This is a genomic window from Ruixingdingia sedimenti (assembly GCF_031432425.1).
GTDB lineage: Bacteria > Pseudomonadota > Alphaproteobacteria > Rhodobacterales > Rhodobacteraceae > Ruixingdingia > Ruixingdingia sedimenti.
This window is the reverse complement of the sequence record NZ_JAVKPH010000007.1, coordinates 103390-117638: the sequence shown is the minus strand read 5'-3', so window position 1 is coordinate 117638 and position 14249 is coordinate 103390. Positions and strand designations below refer to the sequence as shown.

General features: G+C 66.6%; 13 protein-coding genes. 8 read left to right on the top strand and 5 right to left on the bottom strand.

Features of this window, described 5'->3' with window-relative positions:
* The first annotated feature begins 26 nt into the window (after positions 1 to 26).
* The 6 genes from rho to RGD00_RS08595 are packed head-to-tail and all read left to right on the top strand — an operon-like array spanning position 27 to position 6839.
* Positions 27 to 1298: a transcription termination factor Rho gene (rho, locus tag RGD00_RS08620; RefSeq protein WP_310456907.1), complete on the top strand. Its 1272-nt coding sequence runs from the start codon at positions 27 to 29 to the stop codon at positions 1296 to 1298.
* A gap of 15 nt (positions 1299 to 1313) precedes the next feature.
* Entirely contained in the window at positions 1314 to 2600 is a 1287-nt protein-coding gene (mnmE, locus tag RGD00_RS08615; protein ID WP_310456906.1) for a tRNA uridine-5-carboxymethylaminomethyl(34) synthesis GTPase MnmE, read from the top strand.
* A gap of 12 nt (positions 2601 to 2612) precedes the next feature.
* Positions 2613 to 4478, top strand: coding sequence for a tRNA uridine-5-carboxymethylaminomethyl(34) synthesis enzyme MnmG (gene mnmG, locus RGD00_RS08610; RefSeq protein ID WP_310456905.1), 1866 nt, complete (start codon positions 2613 to 2615; stop codon positions 4476 to 4478).
* Positions 4475 to 5101 (top strand): 16S rRNA (guanine(527)-N(7))-methyltransferase RsmG, encoded by a 627-nt coding sequence (rsmG, locus tag RGD00_RS08605; RefSeq protein ID WP_310456904.1) that lies wholly within the window; start codon positions 4475 to 4477, stop codon positions 5099 to 5101. The genes mnmG and rsmG overlap by 4 nt, the downstream gene beginning before the upstream one ends.
* Positions 5094 to 5906, top strand: a complete 813-nt coding sequence (locus RGD00_RS08600; protein ID WP_310456903.1) for a ParA family protein — start codon at positions 5094 to 5096, stop codon at positions 5904 to 5906. Before rsmG ends, RGD00_RS08600 begins: the two co-directional genes overlap by 8 nt.
* Before the next feature lie 12 nt (positions 5907 to 5918).
* Positions 5919 to 6839, top strand: a complete 921-nt coding sequence (locus tag RGD00_RS08595) for a ParB/RepB/Spo0J family partition protein (protein WP_310456902.1) — start codon at positions 5919 to 5921, stop codon at positions 6837 to 6839.
* A gap of 12 nt (positions 6840 to 6851) precedes the next feature.
* Here the strand turns inward: RGD00_RS08595 and hemW are convergent, their stop codons facing one another.
* From hemW to rph, 4 genes are read right to left on the bottom strand one after another with little or no spacing between them, the layout of a single operon-like run.
* Positions 6852 to 8018 (bottom strand): radical SAM family heme chaperone HemW, encoded by a 1167-nt coding sequence (gene hemW / locus RGD00_RS08590; protein WP_310456901.1) that lies wholly within the window; start codon positions 8016 to 8018, stop codon positions 6852 to 6854.
* A gap of 3 nt (positions 8019 to 8021) precedes the next feature.
* Positions 8022 to 8396: a RidA family protein gene (locus RGD00_RS08585; protein ID WP_310456900.1), complete on the bottom strand. Its 375-nt coding sequence runs from the start codon at positions 8394 to 8396 to the stop codon at positions 8022 to 8024.
* Between the two features lie 10 nt (positions 8397 to 8406).
* Complete coding sequence (rdgB, locus tag RGD00_RS08580) at positions 8407 to 9018, bottom strand: RdgB/HAM1 family non-canonical purine NTP pyrophosphatase (protein WP_310456899.1); 612 nt, start codon at positions 9016 to 9018, stop codon at positions 8407 to 8409.
* Positions 9015 to 9728 (bottom strand): ribonuclease PH, encoded by a 714-nt coding sequence (gene rph, locus RGD00_RS08575; protein WP_310456898.1) that lies wholly within the window; start codon positions 9726 to 9728, stop codon positions 9015 to 9017. The genes rdgB and rph overlap by 4 nt, the downstream gene beginning before the upstream one ends.
* Positions 9729 to 9846: 118 nt before the next feature.
* Between rph and hrcA the strand changes: the two genes are divergently transcribed.
* On the top strand, positions 9847 to 10917 hold the full coding sequence (hrcA, locus tag RGD00_RS08570) for a heat-inducible transcriptional repressor HrcA (RefSeq protein ID WP_310456897.1): 1071 nt from the start codon (positions 9847 to 9849) through the stop codon (positions 10915 to 10917).
* A gap of 4 nt (positions 10918 to 10921) precedes the next feature.
* Positions 10922 to 11461, top strand: a complete 540-nt coding sequence (locus tag RGD00_RS08565) for a nucleotide exchange factor GrpE (RefSeq protein ID WP_425603394.1) — start codon at positions 10922 to 10924, stop codon at positions 11459 to 11461.
* A gap of 35 nt (positions 11462 to 11496) precedes the next feature.
* On the opposite strand, the gene mutS is transcribed toward RGD00_RS08565, so the two are convergent.
* Positions 11497 to 14112, bottom strand: a complete 2616-nt coding sequence (mutS, locus tag RGD00_RS08560) for a DNA mismatch repair protein MutS (protein ID WP_310456974.1) — start codon at positions 14110 to 14112, stop codon at positions 11497 to 11499.
* Between the last annotated feature and the right edge of the window lie 137 nt (positions 14113 to 14249).

Here is a 14249-nt window from a genome sequence, read left to right as displayed (position 1 = left end):
CCCCTGCGCCTTTCCTGGTGATGACGATGACGACCGAACGCTTGCGGCTTGCCGATCTCAAGGCCAAGACCCCCGCCGACCTGCTGGCGATGGCCGAGGAATGGGAGATCGAGAACGCCTCGTCCATGCGCAAGGGCGAGATGATGTTCCAGCTGCTGAAGGAACATGCCGAGGAAGGCTGGGAAATCGGCGGCGACGGCGTGCTGGAGGTGTTGCAGGACGGTTTCGGCTTCCTGCGCAGCCCCGAGGCGAACTATCTGCCCGGCCCCGATGACATCTATGTCAGCCCCGACATGATCCGCCAGTGGTCGCTGCGCACCGGGGATACGGTCGAGGGCGTGATCCAGGCCCCGCGCGAGAACGAGCGGTATTTCAGCCTGACCAAAGTCACGAAGATCAACTTCGACGACCCGGAAAAGGCGCGTCACAAGGTTCTGTTCGACAACCTGACGCCGCTTTACCCCAACGAGCGGCTGAAGATGGAAATTGAGGATCCGACGATCCGCGACCGTTCGGCCCGGATCATCGATCTGGTGGCGCCGATCGGCAAGGGCCAGCGGGCGCTGATCGTGGCGCCGCCGCGGACGGGGAAAACCGTGCTGTTGCAGAACATTGCGCGGTCGATCGAGGTGAACCATCCCGAATGCTATCTGATCGTGCTGTTGATCGACGAGCGGCCCGAAGAAGTGACCGACATGCAGCGGTCGGTGAAGGGGGAGGTGATTTCGTCGACCTTCGACGAACCGGCGACGCGGCACGTGGCGGTGGCCGAGATGGTGATCGAGAAAGCCAAGCGGCTGGTGGAGCATAAGCGAGATGTTGTGATCTTGCTGGATTCGATCACAAGGCTTGGTAGGGCGTTCAACACGGTGGTGCCGTCCTCGGGCAAGGTGCTGACCGGGGGTGTGGATGCGAACGCCTTGCAACGGCCGAAGCGGTTCTTCGGTGCGGCGCGGAATATCGAGGAAGGCGGGTCGCTGACCATCATCGCGACGGCGCTGATCGACACCGGAAGCCGCATGGACGAGGTGATCTTCGAGGAGTTCAAGGGTACCGGCAACAGCGAAATCGTGCTGGACCGCAAGGTGGCCGACAAGCGGATCTTCCCGGCGATGGACATCCTCAAGTCCGGGACGCGGAAGGAAGAACTGCTGGTCGCCAAGAACGACTTGCAGAAGACCTATGTGTTGCGGCGGATCCTGAACCCGATGGGGACGACGGATGCGATCGAATTCCTGATCTCCAAGCTGAAGCAGACCAAGACGAATTCGGAATTCTTCGACTCGATGAACAGCTGACCGGGTTCCGGCGCCATGGATACGATCTTTGCCCTGGCGACAGCGCGGGGGCGCGCTGGCGTGGCGGTTGTCCGCGTATCCGGCCCGGGGGCCGGTACGGCGGCGCGGGCGCTGGTGGGCGATCTGCCGCCCGCGCGGCGGGCGGGGCTGCGGGCCGTGCGTCATGCGGGCGAGGTGATCGACCAGGCGCTGGTGCTGTGGTTCGAGGCCGGGGCGAGTTTTACCGGCGAAGAGGTGGTGGAACTGCATCTGCATGGCAGCATGGCGGTGGTGCAGGCGGTCCTGGACATGCTGGCCGCGATGCCGGGGCTGCGGATGGCGGAACCGGGGGAGTTCACGCGGCGGGCGCTGGAAAACGGGCGGCTGGATCTGGCGCAGGTCGAGGGGCTGGCGGATTTGATCGATTCCGAAACCGAGGCGCAGCGGCGGCAGGCGATGCGGGTGTTCTCCGGTGCACTGGGGCGCAAGGCCGAGGGGTGGCGGCACGATCTGGTCCGGGCGGCGGCGTTGCTGGAAGCGGTGATCGACTTTGCCGATGAGGATGTGCCGGTGGACGTGCGTCCCGAGGTTCTGGCGCTGGTCGATGGGGTGGCCGAGGCGCTGGCGGCGGAGGAAGCGGGTTTCGGCGTGGCGGAGCGGATTCGCGACGGGTTCGAGGTGGCTATTGTGGGGCCGCCGAATGCCGGGAAATCCACGCTGCTGAACCGGATCGCGGGGCGGGAGGCGGCGCTGACATCCGATATTCCGGGGACAACTCGGGATGTGATCGAGGTGCGGATCGACCTGGAGGGCTTAGCGGTCACGCTGTTGGATACGGCGGGGCTGCGCGACACCGGCGACGTGATCGAGGCGCTTGGCGTGGATCTTGCGCGGCGACGGGCCGAGATGGCGGATATGCGGATATTCCTGCTTCCCGAGGGGGAGGGGATAACCGATACTGTCGCTGCGCGGCCGGGGGATCTGCATCTGCGGGCGAAGGCGGATCTGTCGGGCGGTGGCGCGGGTGCGGTATCGGGTGCGACGGGGCAGGGTGTGCCCGAAATGCTGGCCGCCATCGCGGCGGAACTGGGTCGGCGCGCGGCGGGGGCCGCGACGATCACCCGGGCACGGCACCGGGATGCGGTACTGGCGGCGCGGGTGGCCTTGCAGGATGCGGCGGAAATGCTGGACCGTGGGGTGAGCGAGGAAATCGTGGCCAGCGAGTTGCGGGTGGCGATCGGGCGGCTTGAATCGCTCGTCGGCAAGGTGGATATCGAGCAGGTCTTGGACGAGGTGTTCGCGTCCTTCTGCATCGGCAAATGAGGAGTGTTTCACGTGAAACAATATCAGGTGCTGGTGGTCGGCGGCGGGCATGCGGGGACCGAGGCCGCGGCGGCGGCGGCGCGGATGGGTGCGCGCACCTGTCTGGTGACGATGAAGATCGACACCATCGGGGTGATGTCCTGCAACCCGGCTATCGGGGGCCTCGGCAAGGGTCATCTGGTGCGCGAGATCGACGCGCTGGATGGTGTGATGGCGCGGGCGGCGGATATGGCGGGGATCCAGTATCGCCTGTTGAACCGCCGCAAGGGGCCGGCGGTGCAGGGGCCCCGGGCGCAAATGGACCGGGCGTTGTATCGGGACGCGGTGCAGCGGATCCTGCGGGCTCAGGACAATCTCGACCTGCTGGAGGGTGAGGTCAGCGACCTGCTGATTCGCGATGGCCGGGTGGCCGGGGTGGTTCTGGGCGACGGGGCAGAGGTCACGGCGCAGGCGGTGGTGCTGACCACGGGGACGTTTCTCAACGGTGTGATCCATGTGGGGGCCGAGCGGCGGCCCGGCGGGCGGGTCGGTGATCCGGCCTCGCAGCCCTTGGCACGGCGGCTGGCGGGGTTGGAGCTTGGCGTTGGGCGGCTGAAAACGGGTACCCCGCCACGGCTGGACGGGCGCACCATCGACTGGTCGGTATTGGAGGTGCAGCCGGGCGATGACGCGCCGGTCATGTTGTCCTTCCTGTCGGATGCGCCGATTGCGCGGCAGGTATCCTGCGGCATCGCCCATACCAACGAGCGCACGCATGAGGTGATTCGCGAGAATCTCCATCTGTCCGCGATGTACGGCGGGCATATTGAGGGCGTCGGCCCGCGCTATTGCCCCTCGATCGAGGACAAGGTGGTGCGGTTCGCGGACAAGACGACGCATCAGGTGTTTCTGGAACCGGAAAGCCTGACGAACGATGTTATCTACCCAAACGGGATTTCCACCTCGCTGCCTGCGGTGGTGCAACTGGATTACGTGCGTTCCATCCGGGGGCTGGAGCGGGTGGAGATCCTGCAACCCGGCTATGCCATCGAATATGATTACTTCGACCCGCGGGGGCTGACCTTGGGGTTGGAGGTGCGGGCGCTGTCCGGGCTCTATTTCGCGGGTCAGATCAACGGGACCACGGGTTATGAAGAGGCCGGGGCGCAGGGTCTGCTGGCGGGGCTTAATGCTGCGGCGGCGGTTCTGGGCCGGGATGAGGTGCAGTTGAGCCGCACGAACGCCTATACGGGCGTGCTGGTGGATGACCTGACGACCCGCGGGGTGACGGAGCCCTATCGCATGTTCACCTCGCGCGCGGAGTTCCGGTTGCATCTGCGGGCAGACAATGCCGACCAGCGCCTGACGCCCTTGGGGGTAGAGATCGGCTGTGTCGGCGCCGACCGGCAACGGCAGTTCGAGGCCAAAATGGAACGGTTGGAGGCGGCCCGCGCCACGTTGAGCGCGGATCGGTTCACCCCGAAGCAATTGCAACAGCACGGTATCCCGGTGAATCAGGATGGCCAGCGACGCAGCGCGCTGGATCTACTGGCTTTTACCGATACCGATCCCGAGGCGCTGAAACCGTTGGTGCTAGGGTTGAACGAGATCCCCGTTGCGATTCTGGATCAGCTGCGCAGCGACGCGATCTACGCCGCTTATCTGCCGCGCCAGTTGCAGCAGATAGAGGCTGTGGCGCGGGATGAAAATCAGCGGATTCCGGTGGATTTCGATTACGGTGCGCTGTCCGGCCTGTCCACGGAACTGAAGCTGAAGCTGAACCGCGTGCGACCCGAAACGCTCGGCCAGGCGGGGCGGATCGAGGGGATGACACCGGCGGCACTGACGCTGATCCTCGCCCATATCCGCAACGCGCAGAAGGCGAAGGCAAGGGCATGACCCTTGAGGAGTTTACCGCCGCTCTTGGCCGGGATGTTTCACGTGAAACATTTGCGCGGTTGGAAGCGTTCGCCGCGCTGGTTCACAGATGGAACCCCGCCATCAACCTGGTGGCGAAAAGCACGCTGCCGCATCTCTGGCACCGCCATATCCTCGATTCGGCGCAGATCTTGGGCCACGCCCGCGACGATATCGCGCATTGGGCCGACCTCGGCAGCGGCGGGGGCTTTCCCGGTATCATTATCGCGGTGTTGCTGGCGCAGGACAGCCCGCAAACCCGCGTGACGTTGGTGGAAAGCGATCAGCGCAAGGCCACCTTTCTGGCCGAATCATCCCGGCAACTTGGCCTGAACCCGGTGATTCTCACCACCCGCGCCGAATCGACCCGGCCATTGGCCGCTGACGTGATTTCCGCCCGTGCGCTGGCGCCGCTGCCCCGCCTTCTGCCCCTCATCGCCCTGCACGCGGCCCCGCAGACCATCGCACTTTTGCCCAAAGGTGCGGGTTATCAACAGGAATTGGCAGAGGCCGCGGCAGACTGGCGGTTCACCTCGACCGCGCATCCGAGTATCACTGACCCCAAGGCCGTCATCCTGGAACTTCGGAACCTCACCCATGTCTGACCCGATCAGCCCCGCCGCCCCGCGCGTGATCGCGATCGCCAACCAGAAGGGGGGGGTGGGCAAGACCACGACCGCGATCAACTTTTCCGCCGCGCTGGCGGAACGGGGCCTGCGCGTGTTGCTGGTGGATCTCGACCCGCAGGGCAATGCCTCCACCGGCTTCGGGGTGCCGCAGTCGGAACGCGGGATGACGACCTATGACCTGCTGATCGAGGATGCCGAACCCGAATCGGTCATCCGCCCCACCAACGCCGAAAATATCTGGATCGCCCCGGCCACGACCGACCTGTCCTCGGCCGATCTCGATCTGGTGGCGAACGAAAAGCGGAGCTTCCTGCTGCGCGATGCGCTGTCGCCCGCGGCGCTGTCGCGCTATCGTTTCGACCTGATCCTGATCGACTGCCCGCCCTCGCTCAGCCTTTTGACGATCAACGCAATGGTGGCGGCCGATTCGGTCCTCATCCCGTTGCAGAGCGAGTTTTTCGCGCTTGAAGGCCTGTCGCAGCTGATGCTCACCATCCGCGAGGTCCGCGCCGCCGCCAACCCCGCGCTGCGGATCGAAGGCGTGCTGCTCACCATGTTCGACGGCCGCAACCGCTTGTCGCAACAGGTGGAAACCGATGTGCGCGATACGCTCGGCACGCTGGTGTTCACCACCGTGATCCCCCGCAACGTCCGCATCAGCGAGGCGCCCTCGCATGCGCTGCCGATCCTCGCCTATGATTCGCAGTCCAAGGGCAGCAGTGCCTATCGCGCGCTGGCCGAGGAATTCCTGGCGCGCCATCGCCGCCTTCAACAGGCCTGACCGGAGGAACGCATGAACGATCGCAAGCCGGAACGCCGCGGCCTCGCCCGGGGTCTTTCTTCCCTCATGGCCGATGTTGCCGCCGACCGCCCGGCAGAGGCGGCGGATCGCCCCCGGCCCGCCGACCGCAACCTGCCGATCGAGGCGCTGGCCCCCAACCCGGGCCAGCCCCGGCGCGATTTCGACCCGGAAGGGCTTGAAGAACTGGCCCAGTCCATCCGCGAACATGGCGTGATCCAGCCGCTGATCGTCCGCCGCCAGCCGGAAGGCGAGGGTTATCAGATCGTCGCCGGCGAACGCCGCTGGCGCGCCGCGCAGATGGCGAAGCTGCATGAGGTTCCGGTCGTCGTCCGCGACTATTCCGACACGGAGGTGCTGGAAGTCGCGATCATCGAGAACATCCAGCGTGCCGATCTCAATCCGGTGGAAGAGGCGCTCGGCTATCGCCAGTTGATCGACCGTTTCGGCCATACCCAGGAACGCATTGCCGAGGCCCTCGGCAAAAGCCGCAGCCATGTCGCCAACGCCATGCGCCTGCTGCAACTACCTGACGAGGTGCTTGGCCTCTTGCGTGACGGCGCGCTTTCCGCCGGCCATGCCCGCACCCTGATCGGCGCGCCCGAACCGCTGGCCATGGCGCAGCGGATCATTCGCGAGGGACTGACGGTGCGAGAGGCCGAGCGCCTCGCGCAGGCCGGAAAAGCCGCCGAATCCCCAGGCAGCGCCCCCCGCCGCCGCAACCCGGCCGAGGAAAAAGACGCCGATACCCGTGCGTTGGAGGCCGATCTGTCCGCTAATCTGGGCATGTCGGTGAAAATCACCCACGAACCGGGCAGCGAAGCGGGCATCATCAGCATCCGCTACAACCGTTTCGATGACCTCGACCGGCTCTGCAACGTGCTGTCGGCGATCAGCCGCGATACCCAGATCTGACCGCAACCGCGGTCAGAAATTCGCATCCGTCAGCAATTCCGCCAGCAGGCTGTTCAGCACCATCCGCCCGTGCCGCGTCGCGCGCAGGCTATCGCCTTCGCGCTGCAACAGGTCCAGTTCTTCCAGCCCCGCCAGCCGCGGCAGATCCGGTACCACGCCCAGAATCGCCGCCAGCCGCGCCATAGATACACCTGTATCCCGGCGCAGGCCCATCATCAGATACTCATACCCCTGCGCATCCGCCGGAACCGCCTCGCGCGGCGTTTCGCCATTGCCGCGTTGCTCCACCGCCTCCAGCCAGGCGCCCGGCGCGCGCAGGGTTTCGGTCGCCCATCGCGCACCGTCCAGGGTCAACCGCCCATGCGCCCCGGGCCCGACCCCGGCATAATCCCCGCCGTTCCAGTAGATGATATTGTGCCGCGACTCTGCCCCGGGCCGCGCATGGTTGGAAATCTCATAGGCCGGCAGTCCCGCCGCATCGCAGATTTCCTGCGTGATTTCGTACATTTCCGCCGAAACAGTCTCTGTCGGCAGGCCGGGCAGCCGCCCGCGGGCAAAACGGTCGCCGAAAGCCGTGCCGTCTTCGATCGTTAGCTGGTAAAGTGACAGGTGATCCGTCCCGATCGCCAGCGCCGCGCGCAGTTCCGCCTGCCAGTCCTCGGCGCTCTGGTTCTGCCGCGCATAGATCAGGTCGAAACTGACCCTTTCGAACAGATCCTGCGCGATGCCGATGGCCCGCCGACCTTCCCCGGCGCTGTGCAGCCGCCCCAAAAGACGCAAGGATTCATCATCAAGTGCCTGAATTCCAATGGAAATCCTGTTGACACCCGCCTCACGAAACCCGCGAAACCGCGCTGCCTCCACCGTGCCGGGGTTCGCCTCCAGCGTCACTTCCAGATCGTTCGCCAGCGGCCATGTCCGCCGCACGCGCTCCAGTATCGCGGCTACAACCTGGGGGGCCATCAGTGAGGGCGTACCCCCGCCGAAGAACACCGTATCCAGCCGCCGCCCGCGCGTTTCCGCCCCGATCCGGTCTATTTCACGTAGGTATGCGTCCTGCCAGCGCCGCTGGTCGATCCGGGCCGCGACATGGCTGTTAAAGTCACAATACGGGCATTTAGAGACGCAAAATGGCCAGTGGATATACAGCCCGAACCCGCCGTTGCGCCAGTCTTCCACGCCCTAGCCCCGCATCGCCGTGACTTCGATCTCGATCTTCATTTCCGGCTTGATCAGACCCGCAATCACCATCGTCGCCGCAGGCCGCACCTCGCCCAAAACCGCGCCCAGAACCGGCGCCACCACATCCACCAGCGCGGCATCGGTCAGCGTGTATTGCACCCGCACGATATCGCCCATCGCGAACCCGGCCTGTTCCAGCACCCCGGCGATGGTGGCAAAGCAGTTGCGCGCCTGTTCGACGGCATCTTCGGGGATCTGCATGGTGGCGTAATCATAGCCGGTGACGCCGGAAACGAAGCAGAAATCGCCCTTCACCACCGCGCGGGAATAGCCCAGGGCGGCCTCGAACGGGGATCCGGTGCTGATGCGTTTCATGCTGCCCTCCTCAGGCAAAGGCGGCGGCGACCATCTTCTGGAATGCCCGCCCGCGGTGGCTCATCTCGTTCTTCTGCCAGCGGTCCATTTCCGCGAATGTCTGTTCATACCCTTCGGGCTGGAAGATCGGGTCATAGCCATGCCCCTGATCGCCCCGCATGGGCCAGGTGACGCGGCCCTCGATGGCGCCTTCGAACACCTCGTCATGGCCGTCGGGCCAAGCCAGCACCAGCGTGCAGCGGAACCGGGCGCGTCGGGGTTCCGGCGCCGAAATCGTCTCCAGCTCTGCCCAAACGCGGGTCATCGCCATCACGAAATCCCGCCCCTCAGGGGTTTCCGCCCAATCCGCGGTATAGACCCCCGGTGCGCCGCCAAGCGCGTCGATTTCCAGCCCCGAATCGTCGGCCAGCGCCACCAGCCCGGTGGCCTTGGCCGCCGCATGGGCCTTGATCCGGGCGTTACCGGCAAAGGTCGTCTCGGTCTCTGCCGGTTCCGGCAGGCCGAAATCCGCCGCCGACAGGACGGTGACGGCGAAGGGCTCCAGCAGCTTCGCGATTTCTTCCAGCTTGCCGCGGTTGTGGGTCGCCACCACCAGCCTGTCGCCGTCGAACCGCCGTGTCATGCCACCGCCGCCCGTTGGGCCGCCACCAGTTCCGCGATCCCCGCCTCTGCCAAGGTCAGAAGGTTGTCCATCTCGGCCCGCGAAAAGGTCGCGCCCTCGGCCGACATCTGCACCTCGACCAGCCGCCCCGCGCCGGTCAGGATGAAGTTCCCGTCCGTGCCCGCCGCGCTGTCCTCCAGATAGTCCAGATCCAGCACCGGCTGGCCGCCGTAGATCCCGCAGGACACCGCCGCGACGTGATCCATGATCGGATCGGTCAGGATCGTGCGCGCCGCGAGCATCTTCTGCGTCGCCAGCCGCAGCGCCACCCAGCCCCCGGTGATCGCGGCGCAACGGGTGCCGCCGTCGGCCTGAATGACATCACAGTCGATCACGATCTGTTTTTCGCCAAGCGCCACGCGGTCCACGCCGGCGCGCAGCGCGCGGCCGATCAGGCGCTGGATCTCGATCGTGCGGCCCTGCTGGCGGCCTGCCGCGGCCTCGCGCCGGTTGCGGGTGTTGGTGGCGCGCGGCAGCATGCCGTATTCCGCCGTCACCCAGCCCAGACCCGTGCCTTTCAGGAAGGGCGGGGTCTTTTCCTCGACAGAGGCGGTGCACAACACATGCGTGTCCCCCATCTTGATCAGGCACGACCCCTCGGCGTGTTTCACCACCCCGGTCTCGATGGACACCGGACGCATCTGTGCAAGTTTCCGACCCGAAGGGCGCATGTTCGATCCTTTCCGCAGAACGTCGCCAGATACGCCCGCGCGACCCTTTGGCGCAACCCCGATTGACGTTGCCGGATGCGGCACTTTAATGTCAGCAGCCCCCCGGGGAATGGACGCGATGAACGACCGAACCAAGATCCTGACCGAAATGAACGACCGCAGCCGCGAGGTTTTCCGGCGCGTGGTCGAGGGCTATCTGTCCTCCGGCGATCCCGTGGGCTCGCGCACGCTGACGCGCAGCATGTCGGAAAAGGTGTCGGCGGCGACGATCCGCAACGTGATGCAGGATCTGGAATACCTCGGCCTGCTGGACAGTCCGCATGTGTCCGCCGGGCGGGTGCCGACGCAACTGGGGCTGCGGATGTTCGTGGACGGGTTGCTGGAGGTCGAGAACCTCGACGAGACCGACCGCGAAAGGATCGATTCGACCCTCGGCGTGAACGACCGCGACGTGGCCTCGATGCTCGACCATATCGGCGCCACGCTGTCGGCGCTGACGCGGGGGGCGAGCCTCGTGCTGGCGCCCAAGCACGAGGCGACGGTGCGGCATATCGAATTCGTCAGCCTCGCCCCCGACCGCGCGCTGGTGGTGCTGGTGTTCACCGACGGCCATGTGGAAAACCGCGTGTTCACCCCGCCGCCCGGCCAGACGCCCTCGTCCATGCGCGAGGCGGCGAATTTCCTCAACGCCCTGGTAGAGGGGCGGAGCCTGTCGGACCTGCGCCGCCATATCGCGGCAGAGGTCGCGCTGCGGCGGCAGGAAATCGACAGTCTGGCGCGCGAACTGGTCGAAAGCGGCTTTGCGGTCTGGGAACATGCCGGCCAGCCGCATGAACGGCTGATCGTGCGGGGGCAGGCGAACCTTTTGCCCGATGCCGATACGGGCGCGGAACTGGACCGCATCCGCACCCTTTTCGACGATCTGGAACGCAAGCGCGACATCGCCGAATTCCTCGAACTCACCGAGGACGGCGAGGGTGTGCGGATCTTCATCGGATCGGAAAACAAGCTTTTTTCGCTGACGGGTTCCTCTCTGGTGGTTTCCCCCTATATGAACGCCGAACGGAAGATCGTCGGTGCAGTCGGCGTGATCGGCCCGACGCGGCTCAACTACGGGCGCATCGTGCCGATCGTCGATTACACCGCCCAGTTGGTCGGACGGCTGATTTCCGACCGGCACAAGGGATGAAGCGATGCAAGCGGACGAAGACAAGAAGGACGACATGACCCAGGATCAGGCAGAGGGCGCGGCGAACCCGGCAGAGGCCGACGCGATCGAGGCGCTGCGCGCCGAACGCGACGAGTTGCGCGACCGCTACATGCGCGCGCTGGCGGATGCCGAGAACAGCCGCAAGCGCGGCGAGCGCGACCGGCGCGAGGCCGAACAATACGGCGGTTCGCGGCTGGCGCGGGATCTGCTGCCGGTGCATGACAACCTGCGCCGCGCGCTGGATGCCGTGACCGACGACCAGCGCACCGCCGCCAACGGACTGATCGAGGGGGTGGAACTGACGCTGCGCGAGCTGGAAAACGTCTTTTCCCGCCACGGGGTCAAGGTGATCGTGCCCAAGGTCGGCGACATGTTCGACCCGCAGCAGCACGAGGCGATGTTCGAGGCCCCGGTGCCCGGCACCACTGCGGGCCAGATCATTCAGGTGATGGTGAACGGTTTCATGCTGCACGACCGGCTGTTGCGCCCGGCGCAGGTCGGCGTGTCCTCCATGACGGCCTGAACCGCAGGGTGCGCAGGGTGCGCAGCCTGCGCACCCTACAGCAGCCCCCGCAGGTCATAGACCAGTTGCAGCGCCTCCAGCGGCGTCAGCGTGTCGGGATGCACGTCGCGCAGGCGCTCTTCCACCGCCGAGGGCTGCGGGGCCGCCCGTGGCGGGGTGGGCGGGGGGCTGGCCGCGAACAGGGGCAGGTCGTCGATCAGCGCCTTGGGGCGCGCGCCGCCGCCCTCGCGTTCGCCCTTTTCCAGCGCCTCCAGCACCACGCGGGCGCGGTCCACCACCGCCTGCGGCAGGCCCGCCAGCCGCGCCACCTGCACGCCATAGGACCGATCCGCCGCGCCCTTGCGGACCTCGTGCAGAAAGATGACCTCGCCCTGCCATTCCTTCACGCTGACGGTGGCGTTTTCGACCCCCGGCAGCTTGCCGGCCAGCGCCGTCATTTCATGGTAATGCGTGGCGAACAGCGCGCGGCAGCGGTTCGTGTCGTGCAGATGTTCCAGCACCGCCCAGGCGATCGACAGCCCGTCATAGGTCGCCGTGCCCCGCCCGATCTCGTCCAGGATCACCAGCGCGCGGTCGTCGGCCTGATTGAGGATCCCGGCGGTTTCGACCATTTCGACCATGAAGGTCGACCGCCCGCGGGCAAGGTCGTCCGCCGCGCCCACGCGGCTGAACAACTGGCTGACCAGCCCGATCCGCGCCCGGCGCGCGGGCACGAAACTGCCCGCCTGCGCCAGCAAGGCGATCAGCGCGTTCTGGCGCAGGAAGGTGGATTTGCCCGCCATGTTCGGCCCGGTCAGCAGCCAGATCGCCGGTGTTCCGCCATCCGTCAGCGCGCAGTCGTTGGCCACGAAGGGCGTGCCGGTGCGGCGCAGGGCGCGTTCCACCACCGGGTGGCGGCCGCCCTCGACCTCGAAGGCATGGCTGTCGTCCACCACCGGCTCGCACCAGTCCTCTGCCGCCGCCAGTTCGGCCAGCGCGGCGGCCAGGTCGATTTCGGCCAGCGCGCGGGCGGCAAGGCCGATGGGCCCGGCATGGTCCAGAACCAGCGCCTTCAGGCACTCATAGAGCCGTTTTTCGATGTCCAGCGCGTGGTTGGCGGCGTTGAGGATGCGGGTTTCCAGATCCGACAGTTCCAGCGTGGTGAAGCGGACCTGATTGGCCGTCGTCTGCCGGTGGATGAACCGTTCCGACAGCGGCGGTGCGCGCATCTTTTCGGCATGGGTGGCGGTGGTTTCGATGAAATAGCCAAGCACGTTGTTGTGCTTGATCTTCAGGCTGCCGATGCCGGTCTGCGCGGCGTAATCCGCCTGCATACGCGCGATCACGCCCCGGCCCTGATCGCGCAGCGCGCGGGTTTCGTCCAGTTCGCCGTCATGCCCCGGGGCGATGAAATTGCCGTCGCGGACCAGCAGTGGCGGTTCGGGCACCAGCGCGTCCGACAGGCTCTGCGCCAGCCCTTCGTGGCCTTGCAGCGCCACGGTGGCCTCTGCCAGCACCGCCGGCGCCCCGGCCCCGATCTGCGCGGCGATCGCGCCCGCCTGTTCCAGCCCGGCGCGGATCGCGGCCAGATCGCGGGGCCCGCCCCGGTCCAGCGCCAGCCGCGACAGCGCGCGGTCCATGTCGGGCACACGGCGCAGGGCGGCGCGCAGATCCTCTGCCAGACGGCGGTTATCCAGCAGAAAGCGCAGCGCATCGTGCCGAGCGCGGATCACCGCCAGATCGCGCGCGGGGCTGGCCAGCCGCCGTTCCAGCAGCCGCCCGCCCGCCGCCGTTACCGTCATGTCGATGGCGGCCAGAAGCGAGCCCTCACGCCCCCCCGACAGGCTGGCCGTGATTTCAAGGTTGCGGCGGGTCGCGGCGTCGATCTGCATCGCGCTGGCGGCCGTTTCGCGCACCGGCGGGCGCAGCAGGGGCAGCTTGCCGCGCTGCGTCAGGTCCAGATAATCGGCAATCGCCCCCATGGCGGCCAGTTCGGCCCGGCCATAGCTGCCGAACCCTTCCAGCGTCGTCACATTCCACAGGGTGCAGAGCCGCTTTTCCGCCGCCGCGCTGTCGAAACTCGCCCGGCCCAACAGGGTGGGCGTGGCGGCGTGATCCGTCACTATTCCGGCCAGATCCTCGCCTGCGGTCTCGCTCAGCAGCACCTCGCGCGGGGCCAGCCGCGCCAGTTCGGGGCCAAGCCGCGGCGCGGGGCAGGGGGTGACGCGGAATTCGCCCGTCGAGATGTCCACCCAGGCCAGCGCGGCGTCGTCGCGCACCTGCGCCCAGGCGGCGAGGAAGTTGTGCCGCCGGGCATCGAGCAGGGTTTCCTCGGTCAGCGTGCCGGGGGTGACGAGGCGCACGACCTCGCGCCGCACGACGGATTTGGACCCGCGCTTCTTCGCCTCTGCCGGATCTTCCATCTGTTCGGCGATGGCGACGCGAAAACCCTTGCGGATCAGCGCCAGCAGGTATTCCTCGCCCCGCACCACGGGCACGCCGCACATCGGGATGTCCTGCCCCAGATGCTGGCCGCGCTTGGTCAGCGCGATGTCCAGCGCCTCTGCCGCGGCGACGGCATCGTCGAAGAACATTTCGTAGAAGTCGCCCATCCGGTAGAACAGGATCGCATCGCGATGCTGCGCCTTGATGTCCAGATACTGCGCCATCATCGGCGTGACGGTTTCTTCGCTCACCTCTGCCCCCCATGATCGGGGCAGACCCTAGCGAACCGCGGGCGGGTGGAAAAGGCGATTGTGGCCGGTTGGCAATTGCGTTTCGAGGCGCTATTACGCAAGAATCGCAAAGG